At 71.2% G+C, this 25,417-nt stretch carries 19 protein-coding genes; 9 read left to right on the plus strand and 10 right to left on the minus strand.

Annotated features, from left to right (window positions below):
* Window positions 1-21 precede the first annotated feature (21 nt).
* From ACX114_RS26615 to ACX114_RS26635, 5 genes are all read left to right on the plus strand, one after another.
* A complete protein-coding gene (locus ACX114_RS26615) occupies window positions 22-1,542 on the plus strand; it encodes an NAD(P)-binding protein (protein WP_459289004.1) in 1,521 nt (506 codons plus the stop codon).
* Between the two features lie 104 nt (window positions 1,543-1,646).
* Window positions 1,647-1,838: a 50S ribosomal protein L28 gene (gene rpmB / locus ACX114_RS26620; protein ID WP_014398134.1), complete on the plus strand. Its 192-nt coding sequence runs from the start codon at window positions 1,647-1,649 to the stop codon at window positions 1,836-1,838.
* Between the two features lie 23 nt (window positions 1,839-1,861).
* Window positions 1,862-2,809, plus strand: coding sequence for an N-acetylmuramic acid 6-phosphate etherase (murQ, locus tag ACX114_RS26625; protein WP_459289006.1), 948 nt, complete (start codon window positions 1,862-1,864; stop codon window positions 2,807-2,809).
* 130 nt (window positions 2,810-2,939) lie between these two features.
* Window positions 2,940-4,103 carry an anhydro-N-acetylmuramic acid kinase gene (locus tag ACX114_RS26630; RefSeq protein ID WP_459289008.1) on the plus strand — a complete coding sequence of 388 codons (1,164 nt, stop codon included), beginning with the start codon at window positions 2,940-2,942 and terminating at the stop codon, window positions 4,101-4,103.
* On the plus strand, window positions 4,100-5,236 hold the full coding sequence (locus tag ACX114_RS26635; RefSeq protein ID WP_459289010.1) for a GTP-binding protein: 1,137 nt from the start codon (window positions 4,100-4,102) through the stop codon (window positions 5,234-5,236). Before ACX114_RS26630 ends, ACX114_RS26635 begins: the two co-directional genes overlap by 4 nt.
* Window positions 5,237-5,278: 42 nt before the next feature.
* Here ACX114_RS26635 and ACX114_RS26640 read toward each other — a convergent pair whose 3' ends face one another.
* Window positions 5,279-6,364: a DUF4388 domain-containing protein gene (locus tag ACX114_RS26640; RefSeq protein ID WP_459289012.1), complete on the minus strand. Its 1,086-nt coding sequence runs from the start codon at window positions 6,362-6,364 to the stop codon at window positions 5,279-5,281.
* Between the two features lie 32 nt (window positions 6,365-6,396).
* On the opposite strand from ACX114_RS26640, the gene ACX114_RS26645 reads away from it, so the two are divergent.
* The 3 genes from ACX114_RS26645 to ACX114_RS26655 are packed head-to-tail and all read left to right on the plus strand — an operon-like array spanning window position 6,397 to window position 11,453.
* On the plus strand, window positions 6,397-7,332 hold the full coding sequence (locus ACX114_RS26645) for a metalloenzyme (protein ID WP_459289014.1): 936 nt from the start codon (window positions 6,397-6,399) through the stop codon (window positions 7,330-7,332).
* 12 nt (window positions 7,333-7,344) lie between these two features.
* On the plus strand, window positions 7,345-8,322 hold the full coding sequence (locus ACX114_RS26650) for a gluzincin family metallopeptidase (RefSeq protein WP_459289016.1): 978 nt from the start codon (window positions 7,345-7,347) through the stop codon (window positions 8,320-8,322).
* A gap of 38 nt (window positions 8,323-8,360) precedes the next feature.
* Entirely contained in the window at window positions 8,361-11,453 is a 3,093-nt protein-coding gene (locus ACX114_RS26655) for an alpha amylase C-terminal domain-containing protein (RefSeq protein WP_459289018.1), read from the plus strand.
* Here ACX114_RS26655 and ACX114_RS26660 read toward each other — a convergent pair.
* The 3 genes from ACX114_RS26660 to ACX114_RS26670 form a co-directional block, all read right to left on the minus strand.
* A complete protein-coding gene (locus tag ACX114_RS26660) occupies window positions 11,450-13,138 on the minus strand; it encodes a TldD/PmbA family protein (RefSeq protein WP_459300295.1) in 1,689 nt (562 codons plus the stop codon). The two genes, ACX114_RS26655 and ACX114_RS26660, sit on opposite strands and share 4 nt — an antisense overlap.
* Before the next feature lie 152 nt (window positions 13,139-13,290).
* Window positions 13,291-14,610: a nucleotide sugar dehydrogenase gene (locus tag ACX114_RS26665; protein WP_375746568.1), complete on the minus strand. Its 1,320-nt coding sequence runs from the start codon at window positions 14,608-14,610 to the stop codon at window positions 13,291-13,293.
* Window positions 14,611-14,681: 71 nt separating this feature from the next.
* A complete protein-coding gene (locus ACX114_RS26670; protein WP_459289020.1) occupies window positions 14,682-16,757 on the minus strand; it encodes a heparinase II/III family protein in 2,076 nt (691 codons plus the stop codon).
* Between the two features lie 280 nt (window positions 16,758-17,037).
* Between ACX114_RS26670 and ACX114_RS26675 the strand changes: the two genes are divergently transcribed.
* Window positions 17,038-17,982: a histidine kinase dimerization/phospho-acceptor domain-containing protein gene (locus ACX114_RS26675; protein ID WP_459289022.1), complete on the plus strand. Its 945-nt coding sequence runs from the start codon at window positions 17,038-17,040 to the stop codon at window positions 17,980-17,982.
* Between the two features lie 91 nt (window positions 17,983-18,073).
* Here the strand turns inward: ACX114_RS26675 and ACX114_RS26680 are convergent, their stop codons facing one another.
* Genes ACX114_RS26680 through ACX114_RS26705 form a run of 6 tightly spaced genes read right to left on the minus strand, consistent with a single transcriptional unit; the run spans window position 18,074 to window position 25,352 of the window.
* Window positions 18,074-20,623, minus strand: coding sequence for a hybrid sensor histidine kinase/response regulator (locus ACX114_RS26680; RefSeq protein WP_459289024.1), 2,550 nt, complete (start codon window positions 20,621-20,623; stop codon window positions 18,074-18,076).
* Between the two features lie 16 nt (window positions 20,624-20,639).
* Entirely contained in the window at window positions 20,640-21,221 is a 582-nt protein-coding gene (locus ACX114_RS26685; RefSeq protein WP_206792399.1) for a chemotaxis protein CheW, read from the minus strand.
* A gap of 11 nt (window positions 21,222-21,232) precedes the next feature.
* The gene (locus ACX114_RS26690; RefSeq protein WP_014398150.1) at window positions 21,233-21,646 is read right to left on the minus strand and encodes a response regulator; all 414 of its coding nucleotides are present in this window, start codon (window positions 21,644-21,646) and stop codon (window positions 21,233-21,235) included.
* On the minus strand, window positions 21,643-23,250 hold the full coding sequence (locus ACX114_RS26695; RefSeq protein ID WP_459289026.1) for a methyl-accepting chemotaxis protein: 1,608 nt from the start codon (window positions 23,248-23,250) through the stop codon (window positions 21,643-21,645). The genes ACX114_RS26690 and ACX114_RS26695 overlap by 4 nt, the downstream gene beginning before the upstream one ends.
* 39 nt (window positions 23,251-23,289) lie before the next feature.
* Window positions 23,290-24,792 (minus strand): CheR family methyltransferase, encoded by a 1,503-nt coding sequence (locus ACX114_RS26700; RefSeq protein ID WP_459289028.1) that lies wholly within the window; start codon window positions 24,790-24,792, stop codon window positions 23,290-23,292.
* Window positions 24,789-25,352 (minus strand): chemotaxis protein CheW, encoded by a 564-nt coding sequence (locus ACX114_RS26705; protein ID WP_459289030.1) that lies wholly within the window; start codon window positions 25,350-25,352, stop codon window positions 24,789-24,791. The genes ACX114_RS26700 and ACX114_RS26705 overlap by 4 nt, the downstream gene beginning before the upstream one ends.
* Window positions 25,353-25,417: the final 65 nt, after the last annotated feature.

Genomic DNA, 25,417 nt, shown 5'->3' on the forward strand with positions numbered 1-25,417 from the left:
GTTGTGTAGTGTTCGGCGGCCATGTCGACGTCCGCCGCCAAACTCAAGCTCCCCTCGGGCCCGTCCCGGCACGTGTACGACGTCATCGTGCTGGGCAGCCAGGTCGGAGGCGCGCTCGCCGCCGCGCTCCTGGCGAAGCGCAACCACCGCGTGTTGCTGGTGGAGCACGACGGCATGGGGCCCGGCTACGAGCACGACGGCTTCGTGCTGCCCTACGCCCCCTTCGTCGCGCCGCCCCTCAAGGCGATGCCCGCCGTGGACGAGGCCCTCAACGAGCTGGGCCTGTCCACCGCCATCGGCCGCGCGCTGCGCCCCCACGCGCCGGAGCTCCAGCTCGTGCTGCCCCGGAACCGGGTGGACCTGACCGCGGACGCCGCCCGCCGCCGCGCGGAGCTGACGCGCGAGTTCGGAGAGGCCGGCGAGGGCATCCAGGGCGCGCTCGCGGGCAGCGCCGCGCAGCACGAGGCCACCGACGCCTTCTTCAAGGCCGGCCCCCAGCTGCCGCCCGACGGCTTCTTCGAGGGCTGGAAGCTCAAGGGACAGATCAAGGAACACCCGGCCCTGGACGCCACGCCCCGGCTCGCGGGCGAGGATCCGGCGCTGTCGCTGGTGCGCGGCCTCCTGCCCTTCCTCGTCCACCTGGAGAAGGCCAGCGCGCCCCTGGCGCAGACGCGGGCCCTGTCCCAGGTGCTCACCGCGCCGTCCACGTACCCCGGCGGCATGGACGCCCTGCGCGACGTGCTCACCCGGCGGCTGACGGAGCTGGGCGGCGACGTGCTGGGCCGCGACAACCCGGCGGGCTTCATCGTCGAGGAGCTCGCGTTCGACGGCAGCAAGTTCTCCGGCGTGAAGCTGGTGCGCTCGGACACGCTCTACCGCGCGTCCTGCCTGGTGACGGCCACGGACTCCGGGGCGCTGCGCCGGCTGGTGACGGACAAGAAGCACAACCGCGGCCTGCTGGAGCACCTGGATCAGTCCAACATCAAGTCGCTGCTCTTCAGCGTGAACTGGGTGGTGCCGGAGGCGGCGCTCCCGCGCGGCATGGGCGAGCTGGTGCTGGTGGACACGCAGGACCCGGAGCTGGGCCCGCTGCTCGTGCAGCAGCACCCGGCGCGCACCTCCGCGGCCTCCGGCCACAAGGACGTGGAGGGCGTGCGCGTGGTGTGCGCGGGCGCCTTCGTCCCGGCCTCCGCGCGCGAGGAGGGCGAGGAGCACCTCCAGGCGCTGGCGAAGCGCATCGACGAGCACCTGGACCGGCTGATGCCCTTCACGAAGCAGCACCGCGCGCTGCGCTCGGTCCCCTACCTGGACGCCGGGGGGGTGCGCGGCAGCCGGCTCATGCCCCACCCGCTCTACAGCTTCGAAACGGAAGCCTTCCTGGGCGTCACGGGGTTGAAGCAGCGCACGCCCGCGAAGAACGTGATCCTGGCCGGCCGCGAGGTGCTGCCCGGCCTGGGCCTGGAGGGCGAGCTGCTCGCGGGGATGCGGGCCGCGAAGCTGGTGCAGGAGATGTTGAAGAAGAAGGATCCGCTCAAGGGATAGGCCCCGGGTCGGATCCGGCTGGATTTCCGGCCTGTTTCTGGTAGGGTCCGCCGCTCTTTTATGGGCTGCTGTCGAACGCCCCAGTTTTCAAGGAGTTAGCAGTCATGGCGTGGAAGTGCGACCTCTGTGGGAAGCGTCCGCTGGTGGGTAACAACGTCAGCCACGCGAACAACAAGACCAAGAAGCGGACCCTGCCGAACCTGCAGAAGGTGCGCGCGAACGTGAGCGGCAGCATCGAGCGCGTCCTGGCCTGCACCCGCTGCATCAAGGCGGGCAAGGTGACCAAGGCCGCCTGAAGTCCGGGAGCCTTCCGGTGGGCATGACGCGCGCTCGAAAGTCCGCGCTTCCGCCCACCGAACGGCTCCATCCCCGCGCGGATGACCTGGACCTCCTCCCTGTCGAGGCGGTCGTCCGACGGTTGCATCAAGAAGACCTGATCGCGCTCCGCGCGGTCCGTGAGGCGTTGCCGTCCATCGCGGCGGCGGCCCGGGCCGTGGCGGAAGCATTTCGTGCTGGCGGCCGGCTGCTCTACGTGGGCGCGGGAACCAGCGGTCGGCTCGGCGTGCTCGACGCGAGCGAATGTCCCCCCACCTTCGGTGTCCCGGCGACGTGGGTCCAGGCGGCCATCGCGGGCGGCCGGCGGGCCCTGACGCATGCCGTGGAGGGCGCCGAGGACGACGTCGCCGCGGGGGCCCGGGCGGTGCGGGCGTTCCGGGCCACGGCGCGGGACGTGGTGTGCGGCATCTCCGCGTCGGCCTCCACGCCCTATGTCCGGGGCGCGCTGGACGAGGCCCACGAGCGTGGGGCGCGCACGGTGCTGGTGTGCTGCAACCCGCCGGGGCCGGCCATGCGCGCGGACACGGTGGTGCTGGCGCGCACGGGGCCGGAGGTGGTGGCGGGCTCCACCCGGCTGAAGGCGGGCACGGCGACGAAACTGGTGCTCAACGCCATCACCACCGCGGCCTTCGTGTCGCTGGGGCACGTGTACCGGGGGCGCATGGTGGACGTGCGCCCCACGAACACGAAGCTGCGGGCCCGGGCGGCGCGGATGGTCGCGGAGCTGACGGACCTGCCCCCGGCGCGGGCGGAGGCGCTGCTCCAGGCTGCGGGACATCACGTGAAGCTGGCGCTGGCCATGCACTTCACGGGGCTTCCGGCGGCCCAGGCCCGGCGGCGGATGAAGGACGCGGGCCTGCGAGGGCTCGAACGCCCGGCGGTGGCACGAGCGGCTGTAGTCCAAAGGCCACGTCAGCGCGCCCGCCCCTGACGCACCAGGCGCCGCACGACTCGGAGACGAGCCTCCGGAATCCGACAGGGCGGACGTCACTCCCGGACACACGGGGTGCCCTCCGGGCCGGGGTCCGGCGGGCGTGGGAGCCGGCCTTTAGACTTGGGGCATGCGCCCCGCCACGCCACCCTCCCCCTCCCTGCCGCCCCGGCTGTGCGTGGGCGTGCTGTCCGGCACCAGCGTGGACGCGGCGGACGCGGCGCTGTGCCGGGTGGACGGCACCGGCGCGGACGTGAAGCTCCAACTGCTCGCGCATGTGTCGCAGCCCTTCACGCCGGACCTCGTCGCCCGGGTGCTGGGCCCGCAGGACGCCCGGAGCCTCTGCGCCCTCAACTTCGAATTGGGGGAGCGCTTCGCCGAAGCCGTGCTGGCCGTCATTGCGCGCGCGGGCGTGAAGCGCGAGGACGTCCACGTCATCGGCTCGCACGGCCAGACGATGGCCCACCTGCCCTCGGACCTGTCCGTCATCGCCTCCACGCTCCAGATTGGCGAAGCGGCCGTCATCGCCGAGCGCACCGGCCTGCCCGTCGTCAGCGACTTCCGCACCCGCGACATGGCGGTGGGCGGCCAGGGCGCGCCGCTCGTGCCTTACCTGGACTGGGCCGTCTTCCGGAACCGCGAACGGCCGGACGTCACGCGCGCGTTCCTCAACCTGGGCGGCATCGCCAACATCAGCGTCGTGGGCGAGCACGTGGACGACACGCTCGCGTTCGACACCGGGCCCGCGAACATGGTGCTGGACGGCCTGGCGCGCCGGGTGACGCAGGGACAGCTCGCGTGCGACCGGGACGGCAGCCTGTCCTCCCGGGGCCAGGTGATTCCCGCGCTCCTTGAGGAGCTGCTCGCGCATCCGTTCCTCGCGCGGCCTCCGCCTCGCAGCGCGGGCCGCGAGGGCTTCGGCGAGCCGCTGGTGGACCGGCTCTGGGCGGCGGCCCCGGAGCGGCCCCACGACCTGATGGCCACCGCGCGCGCCTTCACCGTGGAGGCCACCGCGCGCGCCTTCGACACCTGGGTGCGTCCCCGCTTTCCCCGGCTGGAGGCCGTGTATGTCTCCGGCGGCGGGACGCGGAATCCTGTGCTCATGGCGGATCTGAAGGCGCGGCTGGCCCCGGTGCCGCTGGAGCGGCTGGACGTGCTGGGATTCCCCGAGGAGGCGAAGGAGGCGGCCCTCTTCGCCCTGCTCGCGGCCGAGCACCGGGCCGGGACGCCCGCGAATGTTCGCCCCGCAACTGGCGCCGGGCGCCGAGTCGTTCTAGGTAAGCTGACACCGTGAGCAGCGTGAACCTGATGGCCCGCGAAGTGGCCGCGAAGATCGTCTTCTACGGCCCCGGCCTGTCGGGGAAGACGACGACCCTGCGAAAGGTCTACGAGACCGTTCGCCCGGCCCACCGCGGCGAGATGATGTCCATCGCCACCGAAGGCGACCGGACGCTCTTCTTCGACTTCCTGCCGGTGAAGGTGGAGCGCGTGGGCGACTGCTCCGTGCGCCTGGCCCTCTACACCGTGCCCGGGCAGGTCTTCTACAACGCCACCCGCAAGCTGGTGCTCCAGGGCGCGGACGGCGTGGTGTTCGTGGCGGACTCGCAGGCGGAGGCCATGGACGCCAACCGCGAGTCGCTGGCCAACCTGGAGGAGAACCTCCTGGAGAACGGCATCCGCCTGGACCGCTTCCCACTGGTGATGCAGTGGAACAAGCGGGACCTGGACAACATCCTCTCCGTGGAGGAGCTGCGCCGGGAACTCAACCCGCGCGGCGTCCCCGACTTCGAGACGGCCGCCGCCAATGGCCGGGGCGTGATGGACGCGCTCAAGACCATCACCCGGCTGGTCATCAAGGACCTGCGCGCCAAGCGCATCGTCCCGCCGCCCCGCCCCGCCCCGGGCGAAACAGCCCCCGCCGCGGACCTGGAGGCGCAGCTCTCGCAGCACCTGCACCACCGCCAGCCGCCGGCCGCGACGCCGCCCGCCACCAGCCCCACCGCCGCCACCATCGCGGCCACACCCGTGCCCCGCACGCTGACAGCGCCCGCCCCGCCGCGCGTGGAGCCCGCCGCCGTGGCCCCGGTGCCGGCCACGAGCACCAAGCTCCTGGGGCCCACGAGCGCGCTGGCGCCGGGGGACCTCTTCGACCACGCCCGGGCCGCGGAGGCCGCCTTCACCGCCGGGGACTACACCACCTGCGTCACCGCCTGCACCGACGCCGTCCGCCGCGCCATGGCGTTCGCGGGTGAGGGCTCCCTGGCCCAGCAGGCCTTCCTGCTGCACGTGGACGGTTCGGACCTGCTGCGCCTCCAGGGCCTGTCCACGGTGCCGCAGCTGCGCGTGGACGACGCGGCGTTCGCGCTCTACGTCCTCATGCAGGTCTTCGTGCGGCTCAACGCCGTGGGGCTTCCGACCGCCGGGTGATTCGCGCGGGGCACGGCTTTCCGGGCCGTGCCCCCACGGGCTTCAGCGCGGGAGCGTGAGCTCCAGGAGCCCCATGCGGTGCAGCTTCGCCAGCGTCTTGAGCGTCTCCAGCTCTCGCGCGGGGCTGGCCAGCACCAGCGTGGACACGTCCCATGTCCCGCTGATGAGCCCGGCGATCTGCCGCTCCTCCGGCTTGAGCATCACCATCGCCTGCGGGGACTGGATGAGCCGCGGCACCACCAGGGGCGGCAGGTCCGCGTAGAGCGCGGCCACGTGCTCGCGCTGCACCAGGCGCGCGAACTCGCGCACGCGCCGGTCCGCGGGGTCGCTGGCCAGCAGGGACGCGCACACGATGCCGGCCGCGTCGTACTGGCCCTCGCGCATCAGCACCGCGCCCTTCTCCAGCATCTCCGCCACCGGATCCGCTTCCACCTGCGGCGCGCCGTCCACCTCCACCAGCTTCGCGCGCAACAGCTCGTGCACCCGGCGCGTCACCGACGAGCGCGACACGCCCATGGACAGCCGCAGCCGCCCCAGGTTCTGCGGCGTCGTCGTCAGCGCCAGGATGATCCGGTGCATCAGGGGCTGGCTGGGGCTGGGCGGCGACAGCGCCTTCACGCTCAGCGCGTCGATGGGCAGCGCCTTGTCCACGTCCCCCTGCTCGTCCACCCAGCGCAGGGACTCGAAGAGCAGCTCGCGGATGCTCATGTCGGACGGCACCCAGTCCTCACCGGTGCGGTCCGCGTCCTCCGTCCAGTGGAAGGTGCCCTGCCCCGCGATGGTCAGGTCCGTCATCGCCGCGAACAGCTCCTCGCGGCCCAGGTCCCGCACCCACCGCGCCTGGACGCCGTGCGCGTCGAAGGCCGCGTCCACGTCCGGCGTGCGCGTCAGCTCGTCGAACGCGGCCAGCACGCGCGTGCCCGCCGCCAGCTTCGGCAGCGACAGCAGGCGGGCCACCCGGCCGCGCAGGCCTTCGCTCGCGGTGGCCCCCACCTGGCCGGACAGGAGGAACAACTTGCGCTCGCCTGCCTCCCACGACAGCTGGAGCGTCCCCGTCTTGCGGGAGCTGTCCAGCCATTGAAGGAACTCGGGGAGCGGGTAGCTGAAGAGGTCGCCGTGGATGGCCATGCGTGTCGGATTCGAGGATACAGTTCCAGGCCGTGCGCGTCGCGGTCCTGTTCATCGACGGGGTGGGCATCGGGCGGAAGGACCCCGCCGTGAACCCGCTCGCGGACCGGGACCACCTCCTGGCCTGGTTCCAGGATGCCCCCATCCCCGCCCTGCCCCACGGGGGCATGGGCCTTCCGGTGGACCCCACCTTCGGCGTGCCCGGCCGGCCCCAGTCCGCCTCCAACCAGACGGCCATCCTCACCGGGGACCCCGCCCCCGTCATCGTGGGCGGCCACGTGCTGGGCTACCCCAACACCGCCCTGAAGGACCTCCTCGCGGAGCGCTCCATCGTGCGGCGCCTCAAGGCCGCGGGCCGCACCGCCACCTTCGCCAATGCCTACCCCGCGCCGTACCTGGACGCGCTCGGCGTCCCCCGGCGCCCGTCCACGTCCCCGCCGGAGTTCACCCTGTCGGAGCGCCACGCGCGCAAGGTGCGCCCCTCGGCCGCGAAGCTCGCCTTCGCCGCGGGAGGCGAACTGCTGCGCACGCTGGACGACGCGCGGGCCGGCGACGGCCTCACCCATGACATCACCGGGGCCGCGGCGCGCGCGCACGGACTGGACGTGCCCCACCGCACGCCCGGCGAAGCCGCGGCCCTCTTCTGGCGCATCGCGGGCCAGGCGGACTTCACCTTCTTCGAGCACTACCTCGCCGACGAGGCCGGCCACGCCCAGGACTTCACGGCCGCCCGCCTGGCGCTCGACACCTTCGACGCCTTCCTGCGCGCCGTGGCGGCCACCCGGCCGGACGACGCGCGCGTGTTGGTGTGCAGTGACCACGGCAACGTGGAGGACCTGTCGGTTCGAGGACACACCGTGCACGCCGTACCCATGCTCTACTTCGGACCCTCCGCCCCGGAGGTAGCCTCGTTCTCCACCGTCGCGGACGTGGGACGCGCGGTGATCCGCTGGCTCGGGGCCAACTAGAAGGACGTACGGATGCGGGTGGGCGGTACCGGACGATGGAGCCTGTGGCCCGCCCTGCTCGCCTTGCTCGGGACGACGCTGCTCCTTTCCGCGTGCGCCGCCGCCCCGAAGGCCATCGACCCCGCCGCCACGCTGGCGCTGCCCGGCGGTGAGTTCCGCTTCGAGCACTCCGCGAAGGACACCGAGGCCGCGGACATGGTCCGCCGCGCGGTGGAGAACGCCTTCCCCCGCCTGGCCCGCTGGGGAACCTTCCAGGAGCCCGTCACCCTGGTCATCCACCCGAACCACGCCGCCCTGGAGCGCGCGGCCCGCCGCTCCGGCTACGACTTCCTGCGCGCCTGGGCCCGCTACGAGCAGGTGGAGGTCCAGAGCCCCCGCACCTGGACGCGCGCCGGCGCCACCCAGAAGCAGGTGGACGAGCTGCTGCTGCACGAGCTCACCCACAGCCTCATGTGGCAGGCGTCCGCATCCATGTCGGACTGGACGAAGAAGGGCATCCCCCTGTGGTTCAGCGAGGGCATGGCCTCGTACACCGCCGGCCAGGGCTACCGCGTCCCCAGCCTGGAGGACCTGGCCCGCTTCCTCCACCAGCACCCCCAGGCGGATCCGCTCGCGCGCGCCGAGTCGCTCTACGAGACCGAGAACGCCACCGTCTACGGCGCCGCCCACCACGCCTTCACCTTCCTCATGGAGCGCTACGGCGAAAGGCGCGTCCGCGGCGTCCTCACCGCCATGCGCGGCGGACAGGACTTCACGGGTGGCTTCCAGCAGGCCATCGGACTGCCCGTGGACGCCTTCCTCCGCGACTTCCGCCGCTACGTGTACCTGCGTGGCTTCAAGGGGGGCCGGCTGACCCCACCCCCGGCCCTTCCGCGCCCGGAAGTACGCGGAGTTCCTGGGAATCCCCAGCCTGTACCGTCATCCGCCCCACATTCGCCCACTTCCACGCCACCGGACACAACTCCGGAGGCCCCAAGCCCGACAAGTTGAGCAAGCCCGCTATGCGTGGGCCGCCGGAGGATTGCCCCGTGACTGATTCCAAAATCAACCGCCCGAAACTCTCCTCGACCCCCGCCACGGGTAACACCACCACCTCCGCCGCCACGCTGGCGGAGCGTCAGAAGGCCGCCGCCGCGAAGGCCGCCGCCGTGAAGCGCAACCAGTCCGGCTTCGAGTCCGCGCCCGCGGCAGGCGCTCGCACCCCGGTGGCCGGCACCGGCAACCTGGCCCGCTCCGCCAACGCGAGCGCGCTCTTGGGCGCCGCGCCCACGTCCGCGGTGAAGAACGGCGCGACGGTGGCGAACCCCACGACCCGCACCATCACCTTCACGTACGACGCGGACCCGCACGCGGCGCTCACCAACCCGAAGCTCAAGGGCAGCTGGGGCGCGGACGGCCGCTACGACGCGCAGTGGTCCTCCGGCGGCATCCCCATGAAGCCGCTGGGCAACGGCAAGTACGAGGCCACGGTGAAGGTGGCGGACGACGGCCTGGCCCACAACTGGGAGTGGGGCGTCAGCGTGGACGGCCCGTCTGGCAAGGACCAGTGGGCGGTGATGGGCGAGGGCAACCTCAAGCTGGATCTGTCCAAGGCCACCGCGTCCTACTCGCCCACGACGTACCACTCGATGGGTGCGCAGAAGTCCGGCCAGGACGTGAACTTCAAGTTCTGGGCGCCGGACGCGCGGGCCGTGCAGGTGAAGGTGACGGACAAGGAAGGCCGCGAGCAGCGCATCCCCATGACGCGCGACGAGGGCGGCAACTGGACCGCGCAGGCCAAGGGCGCGTGGGCGCAGATGGAGGGCAAGGCCTACGTCTACGAGGTGGTGGACTCCACGGGCGCCGTCAGCGACCGGCCGGACCCGTACGCGCGCCGCATGATGGGCGAGCAGCGCGGCCTGGACCGGCTGTACCTGGACCCCACGCGCGGCAAGGAGGTGGACCGCTACTTCCCCGGCGCCACCGGCCTGATGCGCTTCGACATCGACAGCGCGGAGGACGCGGACAGCGCGTTCCTCATCCTCAAGGACGGCGACGGCAACCCGCTCAACAAGCAGCAGCTCCAGGAGCGCCTGGGCAAGTTCGACGACACGCTCATCGACAAGCTGCACGGCGGGAAGCTCAACGACTTCTGGTCGCGCAACGTCACCGATGACGGCCGCATCAAGATGACCAACCAGGCCGGCGCGTGGACCGCGCTCGTCAACGACCCGGACAAGCTGGCCGGCCTGCGCTACGAGTTCCAGGTGTTCGACAAGGACGCGCAGGGCAAGCTGCACCTGCGCGACGACGTGAACAACGACGGCAAGCTGTCCGACGTGGAGCGCCGGGCGTCAGCGGAGAACGACCCCTGGAGCAACCTCATCACCAAGGGCAGCGGCGTGGACTTCCGCGGCTCCATCCTCACCGACCCCACGACGTTCCAGTTCAAGAACGACGACGTGCCGCGTGAGAAGGATCCGTCCAAGTGGGTGGTGTACCAGCTCCACGCGGGCAGCTTCCTGGGCGAGGCGGGCAACGCCAACCGCTCCACCATGGAGGACCTGATCAAGAAGCTGGATTACTTCAAGGAGCTGGGCGTCACCACGCTGGAGCTGCTGCCCACCAACGAGGTGGAGGGCGCGCGCAACTGGGGCTACCTGGGCGTCAACAGCCTGGCCACGGAGAGCTCCTTCGGCTTCGAGGACGAGAACGGCCAGTGGGTGGAGGGCGACGAGGCCCTCAAGCGCTTCATCGACGCGGCCCACGGCAAGGGCCTCAACGTGGTGTCGGACGTCGTCTACAACCACGTCTTCGGCGACCACAACGGCCTGTGGAACGTGGGCGGCCCCAGCAACCCCTACTTCAACTGGTCCAAGGAGCCCGGCCAGTTCGAGCAGCGCGACACGCCGTGGGGCGCCGTGCCCGCGTACAACACGCCGCAGGTGAAGCAGCTCTTCGTGGACCACGCCGTGCAGCAGATCGCCGAGCTGAAGTTCGACGGCCTGCGCTTCGATTTCACGGAGCCCATCAAGGGCACGGGCGGCAAGGACGGTTGGGAGATGCTCCGGGAGATCAACCGCCAGGTGCACTTCCTCAACCCCAACGCGTGGACCGTGGCGGAGCAGTTCGACTACGAGCCGGACATCTCGCGCCCGGCGAAGCCGGACGGCACGGGCGGCGGCTTCGACGCCCAGTGGTACACGGAGTTCCAGCACAAGCTGGTGCGCGACAACAGCAAGCCGGGCCTCATCCAGGCCGCCGCGCGCGGGATGAAGACGGACGTGGACGCGTTCGTGAACCTGATGACGAACCCGCGCGGCCTGGACGGCTGGAAGCACGCGCTGTCCATCATCAGCAACCACGACGAGGTGGGCAACGCGGAGCGCACCCTGGACACCGCCGAGGGCGCGAACCCCACCGACTTCCCGGACGACTGGGCGCGCGGCGCCGCCCGCTTCGCCGCCGGCATCGGCATGGCCGGCCCCGGCATCCCCATGTTCTTCCAGGGTGACGAGTTCGGCGCCCAGAACCCCTTCAAGTGGGGCAACCCGTCCACCTGGGACAGCGACTGGAGCTGGCAGGACCTCGGCAAGGGCGTGGACTTCGGCAAGGTGACGTTCAACGACACCACCAAGGCCACCTACGAGCGCCTCTTCAGCCTGTCCCCGGACGCGCGCGCGAAGGACAGCGCGTACAAGGCCTTCTCCGCGGACGACAAGAAGCTGTTCGCGGAAGTGGCCGCCCTGCCCGCCTCCGAGCGCAGGGACGCGATGATCGACATCACGCGCCGGCAGTCCTTCAGCTTCTACAAGGACTCCATCGGCCTGCGTAACAGCAGCGCCGCCTTCAGCGCCGCGGCCGAGGTGAAGCGCGTCTACACCCACAACGACGACAGCGTGATGGCCTTCACGCGCAAGTCGGGCAACGAGGAGTTCCTCGTGGTGGGCAGCCTCAACAAGAAGAACCTGGAGGGCTACTCGCTGCCCCTGCCCCCGGGCCAGTGGAAGGAAGTGCTGAACAGCGACGCCGCGGTGTACGGCGGCGGCAACTTCGGCAACTACGGCGCCACGCTGAACGGCGGGAACACCCCGGTGAACATCCCCGCCGGCGGCTACGTGGTGATGAAGAAGGTCGGCTAGTCCTTCTTCGCCTCCGGTCCGGCCGTCCCCTTCTGAGGGGCGGCCGGGCTGGGCAGAAGCGGAGGCCGGTCCTTGCCCTCCATGGTGCGCTGCAACTCCAGCTCCTGGAGCAGCACCGCGGGCGCCACGGTGGACACGGGCACGTTGCCGCTCTCCGCGCCGCAGAAGCCGTTGAACACACCCAACCGCTGGCCCGTGGCGAGGATGCGGTTCACGGACGACAGCGGCGTGCCCACGATTTCCACTCCGCGCACCAGCGTCTCCTCACCGGTCTTCACGTCCACGCGGAACACCATGCGCGGCACGCCCTTGAAGGCCTGGTAGCCGTAGCTGGACGTGTTGGTGTTGCCGCCGGTGATGTCGCGGATGATGAGCCCGTACGGCTTGCCCTGCCGCTTGGCCTCCGCGATGAGCATCTTCTTCAGCTCCGCGTCGCTCACCTGCTTCGTGCTGTCGACCATCAGGTTCGCCATGCGCGCCACCGGCTGGAGCGTGCCCTGGCCGCGCCCGTGACCGTTGGACCTGGGGAAGCCCTCCACCGGGTGACGGCTCATCAGGTAACCCTTGAGCACGCCCTTCTCCACCAGGCTCACCGGCTGCCCCTTCACGCCCTCTTCGTCATAGAGGTAGTAGCCGTTGAGCGGCTCGCCGTTCACCTCGCGCCGGGATGGATCATCCCGCAGCGACAGGAACGCCGGGAGGATCTGCTTCCCCTCCTGTCCCTTGAACGTCTTGCCGTCGGTGTCGCCGTCCTGCCGGTCTGCTTCCAGCCGGTGGCCCAGCGTCTCGTGGAAGAGCACGCCCGCGGCCTCCGGCGCCAGGATGGCCGGGCCCGCGTATGGGGTGATGGCCGGCGCCTGCCGCAGCGCGAGCAGCTCATCGATGACCTTCCGCGCCGCCGCGTGCACGCGCGCCTCGTCGGGCATCCCCGCCTCCGTGGGCAGGTAGAAGCTGCGCGAGTTGTCGAGCAGCTGTCCGTCCGGCGCGCGCGTCACCGCGGAGACGTGGAACGCGTACAGCGTCTCCTCCGTGATGAGGCGCGTGCCTTCGGACGACACGAACATCCGCGTGACCTTGTCGGCGGTGATGCGGACCTCTGAGTCGAACAGCTCCGGGTGCGCGTTGAAGCGCGCGGACACGTCGCGCGCCAGCCTGCGCCACTTCGGGCGATCAAACGGGAACGCCACCGGCGGCTGCACGTAGGTGGCCGGCGTCTCCTTGGAGAAGGACGCGGGGCGCTTGGGGTCCTCCACCGAGTAGACGTCCTCGCCCTTCTTCTTCAGGTACTGGAAGAGCGCGGCCTTGTACTTCTCGTCCGTGACGAGCCACAGCGCCGTGCGCAGCGCGAGCGGCGAGTCGTCCTGCGGCCCGTCCTTGCGCGCGGTGAAGCTGGAGCCCTTGCTGGTGCTGAAGCCGAAGTCGAGCGAGTCCGCCACGGAGCTGTCGTACTCGTAGCTGCCCACGCGTACGTCCACGCCCAGCTTGCGCTCGCGATAGTCGTCGTCCTGGAACAGCGCCCCGTAGCGCGCGATGATCAACCGCGACTCGTAGTCCTTCACGCCGTAGCTCAGGAAGTACGGCGCCTCATGGCCGTTCACCTTGAGCTGCTGCTGGTTGCGCTGGAGCTCCGCGCTCATCGCGTCCAACAACGGGGCGCGCGGGTCGGGAGCGGGAGATGCGCCCATCAGGAAGGACGCGGCCACGAACAGCGGGAACAGGGGACGGGAGGAGCCAGGCACGGCTACGCACTGTAGCCAGAAACGCGGCGAGGGCCCTCCCCTCACGCTCTTGCGTGAAGCGAGGACCCTCCTGCCCGCATGCCCTGTTGGCTACAGGCTTACGCCTTGACGATCTTCTCGCGGCCCTGGGTGACGTTCTTGGTCGCGTTGCGCGTGTCGACGACGATGTTCGAGCGCTGGACCAGCTCGTTGTAGTCGATGTGCGAGTGGTCCGTGAGGATCATCACCGCGTCGTACTGGTTGAGCGTCTCCGGGTCGAGCGGGACGGACTTCATCTCCATGTTGAAGCCGTGGCCCTTGTGCAGCTCCTTCACGAACGGGTCGTGGTAGGCGATCTCCGCGCCCTTCTCCTTGAGGAGCGTCATCACGCGCAGCGACGGGGACTCGCGGTGGTCGTCGATGTCCTTCTTGTACGCCGCGCCGATGCAGAGGACCTTCGCGCCGTTGAGCACCTTCTTGTTCTGGTTGAGCGCCTCCATCGTGCGCTGCACCACGTAGTAGGGCATCTGCCAGTTCACCTCACCGGCCAGCTCGATGAACTTGGTGTGGAACTCGAACTCGCGCGCCTTCCACGTCAGGTAGAACGGATCGATGGGGATGCAGTGCCCGCCCAGGCCGGGGCCCGGGTAGAACGGCTGGAAGCCGAAGGGCTTGGTGCTGGCGGCCTGGATGACCTCCCACACGTCCACGTTCATGCGGTCGCAGAGCATCTTCATCTCGTTGACCATGGCGATGTTCACGCAGCGGTAGATGTTCTCCAGCAGCTTGGCCAGCTCCGCCACGCGCGTGGACGACACCGGAACCACTTCCTTCAGCGCGCTGCCGTAGAGGGCGACCGCCACCTCGAGGCACGCGGGCGAGTAGCCGCCCACGACCTTCGGAATCGTCTTGGTGTTGAAGCCCTTGTTGCCCGGGTCCTCGCGCTCGGGGCTGAAGGCCAGGAAGAAGTCCACGCCCGCCTTGAGGCCGTTCTTCTCCAGCAGCGGCTTGAGGACTTCCTCGGTCGTGCCCGGGTAGGTGGTGGACTCCAGGATGAAGAGCTGGCCGGGGCGCACGTACGGCGCCAGGGCCTCGCCCGTCTGGATGATGAAGGTCATGTCCGGCTCACGCGACGCGGTCAGCGGCGTGGGCACGCAGATGACCACGCAGTCCAGCTCGCGGGCCTTGGCGAAGTCATTGGTCGCCTTGAGCTTGCCGGCGTTGGTGAGCTCCGCCAGCGGCGCGCTGGGGATGTGCTTGATGTAGCTCTCACCCTTGGCGATCTTGTCGATCTTGCGCTGGTCGACGTCCAGCCCCGTGACCGGGAAGCCCGCTTCCGCGAAGGCCATGCCCAGCGGAAGACCGACGTACCCGAGACCCACCACGCCCACCTTCGCTTCCCGATTCTGAATCCGACCCAGCAACGGGTTGCCAACCATCACGCGCATTGTCGTTACTCCCAGCAGTTGACGTGCGGCCTCGCCGGCTCACACGTCCCGACCCACACCAATCACCTGAAGACGAACACCCACCCCAACCATGCCGGAGGCGTCAGCTGCCTCCGGAACTCCACCGACACCGCCGGCACCACGCGCCCATACGCGGGCGAGTAGCGAGACGGCACGAGCAGGGTCTCCAACCCCTGCCCGAAGAGCACCCAACCCGCGGGTGCATCCGCCGGACCAATCTCCAGGGCCCGTGCATCGAAGGCCTCCGGGCCCTCCTGCACGCGCCCCGCCCGCGCCACCACATCCGCCGCGGGCTGGCACCACCGCGCCTGCGCATCCGGCAGGTGCAAACGTCCGACCACCTCATGACGGCCCGTTCCGACGAGCCGGTCCCCCACGGCCAGCGCGCGCACGTGCCGGTCGAGGAAGAAAGTCCTCTCAATCCCTACCGGGGCCGGCAGGTGGCGGTAGCCGTCGTGGCGCACCACCAATCGGTCATGCTTCGCGCCGGGCCGGAAGGCCACGACGCGAGCCCGGGCATCCTCCGGCAGCGCGAACAGCCGCGCCGGATCCAACGGGGCCTGCTCCGCCCCATCCACCTGAAGCGTGTTGTGCGCCGCGGTGCTCCGCATCGCGTTGCGCAGGGCCGGATCCCGCGTGTACGAGCCCGTGCCTGAATCGACGATGACGGGGCGGCCGGCGAGGTGAAGCTCGAAGGAAAGCTTGTCGTTGTGGCTGTGTCCTCCGACGCCCCGCTGCCCCTGTTTTCCGGCCGAGACGGTGAGCACGACACCCTCACCGCGCAAGATGTGGAAGCCACCTTCCGAAAAGCTTACCGACGCGGGCGCGGGAGCCACGGGCAGCGCGTTGAAGCGCACCCGGCCCGCGTCGCCCAGGAGCCACGCCGCCTCGTCCGGGAACACGCCGCCGCCCAGCCCCGCGTCATTGAAGAGCGCCGCGCCCAGCCCCGCGAGGTAGCTGTGATCGCCGTCCTCGCGCTCCTGGAACGGGAACACGCGGCCGCTGTCGTTGTCGCCAATCTGAGGCGCCAGGCCGGCTTCCGAAGACCAGGCACGGGCCGCGACGAACATCAATCGCAGACGGGATTCATACGCGGGCCCCAGCGACACGCCCGCGCCGCGAGCGACGAGGAAGGCCAGCGTGAAAAGCTCCACCGACAGGCGGTGGTAGGGAATGGAGCCCTCGAAGGACGTGCCCTCGGGGTGGACTTGCGCCTCCATCTGCGTGCGCAGGCCGTTGGCCGCGAGCGCCACCTGACGGGGCGCACCGGGCAGCTCCGGGAAGAGCAGCCCCACCACCGCGAGCCCCACGTAGTTGGAGACCAGGTGGTTGTTGGGCACCGCGCTGGTGTCCTCCAGGTGGACCTCCACCCAGGCGCAGTGCTCCGCGAGCGCGCCCAGCACGGGCACCAGGAACTCCGGACGGCGCACCTCCGGCGCGTCCGCGAACATCGCCAGCGCCTGCGCGAGGTTGGCCGCGCGCAGGGCAATCTCCATGGGGCAGGTCCAGTGGACGCCCATGCCCACGGGGTTCGCCTGTAGGAAGTCCAGCGTCTGCGAGACGAAGGCCGTGGCGAAGCGCGAGCGCTCGGCTTCGGTGTCCGCGACCCACGCGCCCTGGGCCAGCGCCAGCGCGCTGTCCAGCCGGGCCATCACCCACGGGTACTTCGGATCCATGCCCGTCACGTGCAGCGGCATGCGCTCCACGGGATCCACCGGATAGTGCCGGCCGCTCACCGGCTCCAGGGACCAGTCCACCGGCTTGCCTTCACCGAAGGCCACCTTCGTGCCGAAGACGTCCCACTCCTGACGGAGCGCCTGCGCGGCGCGCTCCAGCGTGCGCGCCTTCGCGCCCGGAAGCTTTTCAATGGCGGCGCGAGCGGACTCGCGCTGCGACAGCTCACACCAGGCCCGCGACGTGCGGTGATCCAGCGCGAGCGTCACCAGCTCCTCGGCGCGGGTGGCGCCGAAGGACTCCAGCAGCTGCGCCTCGTCCACCTGCTCCCGGCGACGGTACAGCGCCTGCCGGGCGACCTTCTGGACCCGGCGGACCGCGCTCTTCGCGAGCGCCCCAGGCGCCATCCGAGCCATCGTCGCGTAGTAATCGAGAGTACCCATCCGCCCCTTCCCGCCCAGCCTGACGTGGGCAGGTGATAGCAAGCGGCTGGCCAAAACCTTTTCCCAGCAAGAGCAAGGGTTTGGCGCGAGGGGCCTGCCCGAACGGCGGTAAAAATGTCCGCCCGTACCGATCACCGTGGGTAAAGGATTGCTGCCTGGTGCGGAACGGAAGTGCTCCCTGATGGAGCCGTTGCGCCTCTTGACGGGCATGGCCATTCCTTGGCGCGTGCGGGCTGGGGCTTGGATGGGGCGGCGCATCGAGGACGACCTCGATGCCAGGATGGAAACGACGCTGACGGCGGTGGCCGAGCAGGCGCTGCGCGGAGGAACGCGCGCGGGCCTGGAGGCTCTCCTCAAGGCGTCCTTGCGGCTGACCGGCGCGACCGGTGCGGCCCTCTATGAAGGACGCGTGTGCGTGATGAAGGTGGGGAATGTCCCCGCCCGTCGCGCGGATGCTTCGAAGAGGCCTTCCATATTGGAGCTATGGCCCGCGCCGCTGACGACGTCGCAGCGGAGCGTGGTGAAGCGCTTCAGCGCGTTCGCCCCGGCGCTGCTCGCGGCGCACGCGAGAGAGGTGGCCCAGGGCGCGCGGCAGGCCCGCTTGCTGGAAGCGAAGCGGCGCCTGGAGCGCACCGTGGCGGTGCAGGACAAGCGGCGCTCGCGCGCGGCGCACGACCTGCGCACGCCGCTGATGGTCATCAAGGGCTACGTGGACATGATGCTCAAGGGCACCGGCGGACCGCTGGGCCCGCAGGCGCAGCGCTACCTGGAGCGGATCGCCAAGGTCGCCGCGGATCAGAAGGAGCTCATCGACCGGCGCCTGTCGCCGCCGGTGCCGGGCCTGGACGACCTGCGCCCCGTGCTGACGCAGGCCTTCGCGCCCACGCGAGGCCGCGCCGTCCCCACGCTGACGCTGCCCGCGGAACGGACCGTGCCGGTGAGAGGCGCCCGGGCGGACTGGGAGCTGCTCGCCCGCACCCTGGCGAGGGGCACCGCTGGCGCCGTGGCGGTGGATGTCCACCTGGGTCCGGCCCAGGACGCCTCCCAGTGGCTGCTGCGCGTCCGGGCCTGCCCTGGCGCGGCCCTGACGGCGCGGACGCAGGGCATGCTCCAGCAGCTCGCGGAGCGCCTGGGAGGCACGCTGGCCGTGGCCGTGGAGCCCCGGCTGGAAGTCACCCTGGTGCTTCCGGGGGAGGACGCCTTTCCCGTCCCCGCCCACCGCTGAAAGCGCCTCGCGGCCGGAAAAACACGGACGCCCTGTCCCTCGCTCCAGGCGAAGGACGGGGCGTCGTCGTCTCCAGGCCCCCTGCCCTGCTTCAGGCCGCGGAGCTGGGCAGCAGCTGGCGCACGAGCTCCAGGAGCTTGCCGCGCTCCACCTCGCGCTTGACCAGGTAGCCATCCGCGCCCGCCTCCAGGCCGGCCGCGCGGTCCTCGTTGCTGTCCAGCGACGTGACCAGGATGATGGGCGTGCGCCGGAACATGGGGTGGCCCTTGATCCGCCGCGCCAGTCCCACGCCGTCCAGCCGGGGCATCTGCCAGTCGCTGACCACCAGGTGGCAGTGGACGCGCTCCAGCACCTGCCACGCCTCCTCGCCGTCCGACGCCGTCACCACCGGGTAGCCGGCGATCTCCAGCAGGGACTTCATCGCGAAGCGCGTGGTGAGCGAGTCGTCGCACACCAGGATGCGCGGCAGCTTGGACTCGCTGCTGGAGGTGCGCGTGTCCGGCTTGGCCGCGCGCAGGAGCTCCGGCGCGTTGAGCACCGGCACCACGCGGCCGTCGTCCAGCACCGCCGCGCCCGCCAGGTGCGTGACGTCCCGCAGGTGCTTGCCCAGGGAGCGGACCACCAGCTCCTGCTGCCCCACCACCTCGTCGATGGCGTACAGCACGCGGTCCTCGCCCAGGGACAGGAGCACCGCCGTCTGCCGCCGACCCGACTCCAGCGCGAGCGGCATGCGCGGCAGGCCGATGGCCTCCGAGAGCGACAGGAACGTGAGCTGCTCGCCGTCCAGCCGCGCCACCACGCGCCCCGCCACCGTGCCCACGTCGTCCGCGTCCAGCCGCAGCACGCGCTTCACGGTGTCGGAGGGGATCGCGGTGACGGTGGTGCCGGTGCGCACCAGCAGGCCCAGCGCCGCCGCCAGCGTCAGCGGCAGGTCCACGATGAAGCGCGTGCCCTTGCCGGGCGTGTACTCCACGTCCGCGCTGCCCTGAAGCCGCTGCGCGGTGGCCAGCACCACGTCCAGGCCCACGCCGCGGCCCGAGGTGGACGTCACCTCGTCGCGCGTGGAGAAGCCCGGCTGGAAGATGAGCCGCGCGGCCTGCGCGTCCGACAGCTTGTCCGCCGCCTCCTGGTTCATCAGGCCCCGGCGCACCGCCGTCGCGCGCACGCGCACCGGATCCAGGCCCGCGCCGTCATCCTCCACGATGACGCCGATGCGCGTGCCCCGCGCCTCCACCCGCACCACCAGCCGGCCCGTCTCCGGCTTGCCCGCCGCCTTGCGCACCGCGGGCATCTCCAGCCCGTGGTCGATGGCGTTGCGCACCAGGTGCACCAGCGGATCCTTCAGCGCGTCCACGATGCGCCGGTCGAGCCGCACGTCGGTGCCGCCCAGCTCCAGCGCGACCTCCTTGCCCAGCCGCGAAGCCGTCTCGCGCACCGTGCGCCGCAAGGGCTCCAGCACCTGCGAGGCCGGCACCATGCGCAGGTCGCGCAGGTCGTCGCGGATGACCTGCCCGATGAGCGCCTGCTGCTCACCGTCTCGGTGCGCTTCCTTCGCCTGCTCCAGGAGGCGCTTCTGCATCGTGCGCATCAGGCCCACGCCCGTGCGCAGCGGCTCCAACGCGGGCCCGCCACCGGACATGGCCAACTGCGACGCGGCGCGCTCCAGGTGCAACAGCACCTCGTGCGCCTGATCCGTCAGCGACCGGAAGCCCTCCGTGCGCCGGCCCTGCTGCGACCGCCCGGACACCAGGTGCTCCACCTGGAGCGCCAGCGAGTCCAGCGTCTTCACCGACACGCGCACCGCGCGGTCCACCGTCCCGGCGCGGCCCTCGGGAGCCGGCGTGCTCGCCTTCGCCGCGGGCTTCGCCGTGGGAGCCGCCAGGGCCGGCTTCGCGGGCTCGGGCTCCCGGACCGGGTCCGCGTCCTCCGCCACGCTCAGCGCCATGCGCAGGTCCACCAGCGCGCCCGCGACCTCGGACGCCGCCTGTCCCGCCGCGTCCCCGCCCTCCTCCATGCGCGTGAAGCCCAGCGCCGCGGCCTCCGCCAGGGACGCCACCGCGTCCGCCTGGACGGCCTCCGCGCTCTGGCGCAGGGCGTGTGCCTGGTCCACCGCCGCGCGCACCGCGCCCGCCCGGTCCTCCACCTTGGGGGACACCAGCGTGCTCAGCGCGTTCTCCAGCGCCACCAGCGCCTTCAGCCCGTCCTCGCCCAACGGGCCGTTGATGGCGGCGTCGTCGGAGCCAGGGGCGGCCGGCTCCTCGTGGCCCAGGGCCTTGAGCAGCGAGGCCACGCCGTCCACCACGGGCTGTTCACCCGCGTCGCCCCGGTTGAGGGCGTTCTCGATGGCGGACAGGCCCCGGAGCATCGCCTCCACGGCGCTCCGGGAGATGGGCTGATCCACGTCGACGTGGGACAGCCCGTCCTCGATGGCGTGGACAATGCGTTCGATGTCGTCCAGCCCCAGGCTCGCCGCGGAGCCCTTGAGGCTGTGCACCACGCGCTTGAGCGACGGCAGCAGGTCCGCGTCGCGGGCGCTGGCCGGCTGCTCCAGCCCCAGCACCTTCGACCCGATGGCCTGAATCTGCTCGCGCGTCTCCGCGGCGAACACCGGCCAGATGCTGCGCAGCAACTGCGGATCCATGAAACCCCAGTCCCCTCTAGCCGCGCCGTGCGGCCGCCGGGTTGCCCAGCTGTGTGAGGTCCAGCACCGTGAGCCGGTCCGACGTCAGGAACAGGAACGGCCCCGGCGGCGGCTGGGACAGCTCCGCGCGCGGCAACTCCAGCCGTCCGTCCACGACCTCCGCCGCCAGCCCGAACGCCTCGTCCTCCACTTCCACCACCACGACCTTGCTCAGGTCGGACATGCCCCCGCCCTCCAGCCCCAGCAACTGCCGCAGGTCCAGCACCGGCACGATGCGCGAGCGCGACAAGAGCGCCCCCAGCACGTGGCGCGGCGCCCCGGGCAGCGAGCACATCCCGCGCGACTCCAGCACGTGGTCCACGTAGTCGATCTTCACCGCGTAGCGCTCGCCGCCCACGTGGAAGGCGAGCACCGTGACGACCTCCTGGCGCGTCTCGTGGCGCGAGTTGGCCAGCGCCACCGCGCGCTGGTGCAGCACCTCGCGCCGCCTGTGGGCGCTCACCACCGTGGCGCCTTCAAGCAGCATCTGGGCCGCGTCGAGCGAGGCCTTCAGCTCGTCGAAGTCGATGGGCAGGAGCTTGCGGTCTTCGTTGGACATGGGCGGGCGTATCAGTACTTCGTGGCCGGCAGCTTGAGGATGTCCCGCACCTTGGAGCGCAGGTCGTCCACGGACACCGGCTTGTTGAGGAACGCGCTCGCGCCGACGAGCTTCCCCTTCTGGCGGCTCGCGTCGTCCTTCAGCGACGTGAGCAGCATGAAGGGCGTGTCGTGCAGCTTCGGGTCGCCCCGGATGGCCGCGCACAGCGCGAAGCCGTCCATCTCCGGCATCTGCACGTCGGAGATGATGAGGTCCGGCTTCTGCTCGCGCGCCCGCTTCAGCCCCACCGCGCCGTTGGGCGCGTCCAGGAAGTCCAGCCCCCACCCCATCAGGTAGACCTGCAGGAGGTTGGTGATGGTCTTCGTGTCCTCCACGATGAGCACCTTCGCCGCCTTGCGTGCCCCACCCGTCACGTTGCTGTTCATAGCTGGTACCTGCCTACAAGTTCAGAGAAGCGCTTCGACAAGATGGAGAGGTTGCCGGCCACCTGCTCGATGCGCCGGGTGCCCTCCACCGAATCACTCATGGCGGACGTCAGCTCGCCCATCGCCGTGGCGATCTGCTCCACGCCAATGGTCTGCTGCCGCGTGTTGCCCGCGATCTGCCGCGCCGCCCCGGACGACTCGCGGATGACCTCCGACAGGCCCAGGATGGTGGAGCCCGCGCCGCGCGCAAGCTCCATCGCCGCCTGGGCGCGCCTGCTGCCCTCGTCCGTCGTGGTGACGGCCACGCGGGTGCCCTTCTGCACCTCGCCCAGGAGCACGCGCACCTGCTCGGCCGCCATGCGGGACTGCTCCGCCAGCGTGCGCATCTCCGTGGCGACCACGGCGAAGCCGCGGCCGTGCTCGCCCGCCTTCGCCGCCTCGATGGAGGCGTTGAGGGCCAGGAGGTTGGACTGCTCCGCCACGTCCTTCACCTGCCCGATGATGTCGCTGATCTGCAGCGTGCGCTCGTTCAGGTCGGTGATGGACAGGGCAATGGCCTTCACCTGCTCGCCCAGCTTCTCCATGCCCTCCACGCTCTCCGTGACGACCTTCTGTCCCTGGGCGCTGAGCGACTCCGACTTCTGGGTCTGGGCAATCACGGCGTCCGCGTAGGACGTGGCCTGCTTGGAGGTCTGGGCGATCTCCGCCACCGTGGTGCTGGTCTCGTTGATGGCGGACGCCTGCTGGTGCGCCATCGCGGACTGCTGCGTGGACGTGGCCAGCACGCCCGCGGCCTCGTGCTCCAGGTCCGTGGCCGCGCCGCGCAGGTCGTGCAGCAGGTGCACCAGCGCGTCCGCCATGGTGGCGAAACTGCGCGCCAGCTCGCCAATCTCGTCCGTGCCGGTGGTGTCGATCTGCTGGCGCAGGTCCCCCGCGGCGATGCCCACCGCCGCGCGGGCCAGCCGCTCCAGCGGCACGATGAAGAGGCTGGCCATGCCGGCCGCGGCCAGCAGGCCCAGCACCAGCACCAGCAGGCCCAGGCCCGCGGTGCGCCAGGTGCTGGAGGACAGCGACTCAGCCAGCGCCTCGCGGTCCAGCGCCAGCTGCACGGTGCCCACGCGCTTGGGCGTGCCGCCCGGCGGGCCGAAGAGGATGGGCGCCGTCGTCTCCACCACGGGCAGCGTGCCGGCCGTCAGCAGTCGGTCCACCACCCCGTCGCCGTCCGCGGGCTCCACGGCGGCGGCGGTCGAGAACTGCTCGCCCGCGGAGCGCGCCAGCACCTTGCCGCTCGCGTCGCGGATCACGATGTACGCGATGTCCGGCACGCTCTTGAGGGCCGCGTCGGTGCCCAGTTGGAGCATCGCCGCGTCGTTCGCCGCCGCGGACGCGGCCACGCTGAACGCCATGCCAATGCCCACCGCGCGCGAGCGCTTGGTGAGCTCATCCAGCAGGCCGTCGCTCATCTGCATCCAGAACGCGAAGGTCAGGATGCCGACCAGCACGATGCCGAAGATGCCCGTGCCCCCGAGGATCTTCGTCCGCAGGCTGAGCCTGGTCGAATCCGCCCCTTGAGGCGACGCCACCTTCAAACCTTTCGCTTCCACGTTGTCCCCACCTCACGTGTACCGGCGCGCTCCATGGCTTCAGCGCGCGCCCTGCCAGCCCATCTGCGAAGGACGGGGGGCCAGCGCCTGCCGCAGGCCTCCCGCCGTCATCGTCGTCTCCACGCCTCGCAGCGGGTGCTCGTCATCCAATCCATCCAGCGCTCGCAGCGCGTTCTGCCGCGCGCGCTCCGCGTCCTCGCGCCGGTCCAGGCGGCTGTAGAGCGCCACCAGCGTCGCATGTCCCAGCGCCAGCTGCGGCTCCAGGTACAACGCCTTGCGCACCGCCTCCACCGCCGCGTCCAGGTCGTTGCGCGATTCGGCCACCATCGCCAGGAGCAGGTACGCCTCCGGGGACAGCGCCCGCGCCGCCTCGCGCGCCAGCGCCTCCGCCTCCTCGAACTGGCCCGCGTGCGCCGCTTCCAGCGCCCGCGTCAGCAGGCCCGCGTCCTGGGCCGCGCGAGCCGCCGGCGTGGCGGCCTGGGCGCGCGGAGTCTCCGGCGCGGGCGTCCGCGGGGTCGCGCGCGGCGAGTAGGCCGGCATGGGCGCGGGGGTGGGACGGAGGGGCTCCACCCGCAGGCTGCCCGGCGCCGGCGTGTGGCTACGGGGCTCCAGCCGCAGGCTGCCCGGCACCGGCGTCGTCCGGCCGAGCGCGGCGGCGGTGAAGGCCGAGGGCGCGTCACGACGCGGGGCCACGGTCGCGGACTCGCCCGAGGTCCACGGCTGCTCCAGGGGCATGCGCAGGACGGGCGTGCCATCCACGTCCAGCGTCTCCAGCCCCATCCCGTTGGTGAGCGGCACCTCCGCGGGCGACACGAAGAGCAGCCCGCCCGGCGCGAGCGCGCTCACCAGCCGGCTCAGCACCGCGCGCACCAGCTCCGGCGTGAAGTAGATGAGGACGTTGCGGCAGAAGATGGCGTGGAAGCCCAGGGACGGCACCGCGTCCGTGGCCAGGTTGTGGCGGCGGAAGTCCACCGTGCGCACGACCTCCGGGGAGACGGTGTGCTGCGTGTCGTTCCCCGACGCGGCCGGGTGCGGCACCAGGAAGCGCTTCTCCAGGTCCGGCTCGATGCGCCGCAGCGACCACGGGCTGTACACGCCGGCCTTCGCGCGCTGCAGGGCCCGGCCGGACACGTCCGTCGCCAGCACGCGGAAGCGCCCGCCATTGCCCAGCCCCGCGGCCATCAGCGCCATGGCGATGCTGTAGGGCTCCTCGCCGCTCGCGCAGCCCGCGCTCCAGACGTGGAACGGGCCGCCCTGGTGCGCCTTCGCCCGCGAGGCCAGCGCGCGCAGGTGCTCCGGGTGGCGGAAGAAGTAGGTCTCGCCGATGACGGCGTGCTCGATGAACGCCTCCACCGCCGTCGGCTCGCGGATGAGCAACTGACGCAGGAAGGCCGCCTCGGACAGGTTGCGCGTCAGCGCCGCGCGGGACAGCGCGGGCTCCAGCGAGCGACGCAGGCTGCTCGCGAGCGTCAGGCCGCAGGCGCCCTGGAGCACCTCCTCGACCTTCGCGAGCGTTGCGTCATCGAGAAGCCCTTCGCTCACAGCCCCTCCGTGCCGTTCAGCAGCGCGTTCGTGCGCAGCAGCGGGCGCAGGCCTTCCGGCGTGCGGCACAGCCCGGCCATCAGCCCGGTGCCGTCCCAGGGCAGCTTCTCCTCGCCGCCCTGCGAGCCGTCCACCAGCACCGGCGTCTCCACCAGGTCCTTCACCCGGTCCACCAGCAGCGCCACCATGCGGCCCGCGTCGATCACCACCAGCAGCGAGTCCAGGTCGGGCGTGCGCTTGACGCCCATCATGCGCGCCACGTCCACCACCACCGCCGGACTGCCGCGATAGACGAATGAACCGGACACGTGCACCGGCGCGCCGGGCAGCGGATCCAACGCCACCAACCGCACCACCTCCTGCACCTGCTTCGCGGGCACGAGCGCGGTCGTGCCGCCTGCCTCCACGGTCAGATAGAGGCCCGGCAGGCGGACCTCTCCCTGCAAGGAGACGAGCTCCTGGCGCAGCTGGTTCTGCTCCGCCTCCAGCGCGCTCAGGCGCTGTTGCACGGAGAGCCGGCGCGCCTGCGGAGGAACGGGGACTCTGGGGGTTTCGGCCATCTGAAGAACTCGGCCCACCGGATGGCGGGCAGGAAGAAAAACCGTAATCCGGGAGCCCTGCCCAA

The organism is Corallococcus sp. M7, from assembly GCF_054512695.1.

Excerpts from the sequence above, each read along its gene's own strand:
- ACX114_RS26615 (WP_459289004.1), top strand. The coding sequence starts at position 22 with ATGTCGACGTCCGCCGCCAAACTCAAGCTCCCCTCGGGCCCGTCCCGG.
- rpmB (WP_014398134.1), top strand. The coding sequence starts at position 1,647 with ATGGCGTGGAAGTGCGACCTCTGTGGGAAGCGTCCGCTGGTGGGTAAC.
- murQ (WP_459289006.1), top strand. The coding sequence starts at position 1,862 with ATGACGCGCGCTCGAAAGTCCGCGCTTCCGCCCACCGAACGGCTCCAT.
- ACX114_RS26630 (WP_459289008.1), top strand. The coding sequence starts at position 2,940 with ATGCGCCCCGCCACGCCACCCTCCCCCTCCCTGCCGCCCCGGCTGTGC.
- ACX114_RS26640 (WP_459289012.1), bottom strand. The coding sequence starts at position 6,364 with ATGGCCATCCACGGCGACCTCTTCAGCTACCCGCTCCCCGAGTTCCTT.
- ACX114_RS26650 (WP_459289016.1), top strand. The coding sequence starts at position 7,345 with ATGCGGGTGGGCGGTACCGGACGATGGAGCCTGTGGCCCGCCCTGCTC.
- ACX114_RS26660 (WP_459300295.1), bottom strand. The coding sequence starts at position 13,138 with ATGGGCGCATCTCCCGCTCCCGACCCGCGCGCCCCGTTGTTGGACGCG.
- ACX114_RS26665 (WP_375746568.1), bottom strand. The coding sequence starts at position 14,610 with ATGGTTGGCAACCCGTTGCTGGGTCGGATTCAGAATCGGGAAGCGAAG.
- ACX114_RS26670 (WP_459289020.1), bottom strand. The coding sequence starts at position 16,757 with ATGGGTACTCTCGATTACTACGCGACGATGGCTCGGATGGCGCCTGGG.
- ACX114_RS26675 (WP_459289022.1), top strand. The coding sequence starts at position 17,038 with ATGGAAACGACGCTGACGGCGGTGGCCGAGCAGGCGCTGCGCGGAGGA.
- ACX114_RS26680 (WP_459289024.1), bottom strand. The coding sequence starts at position 20,623 with ATGGATCCGCAGTTGCTGCGCAGCATCTGGCCGGTGTTCGCCGCGGAG.
- ACX114_RS26685 (WP_206792399.1), bottom strand. The coding sequence starts at position 21,221 with ATGTCCAACGAAGACCGCAAGCTCCTGCCCATCGACTTCGACGAGCTG.
- ACX114_RS26690 (WP_014398150.1), bottom strand. The coding sequence starts at position 21,646 with ATGAACAGCAACGTGACGGGTGGGGCACGCAAGGCGGCGAAGGTGCTC.
- ACX114_RS26705 (WP_459289030.1), bottom strand. The coding sequence starts at position 25,352 with ATGGCCGAAACCCCCAGAGTCCCCGTTCCTCCGCAGGCGCGCCGGCTC.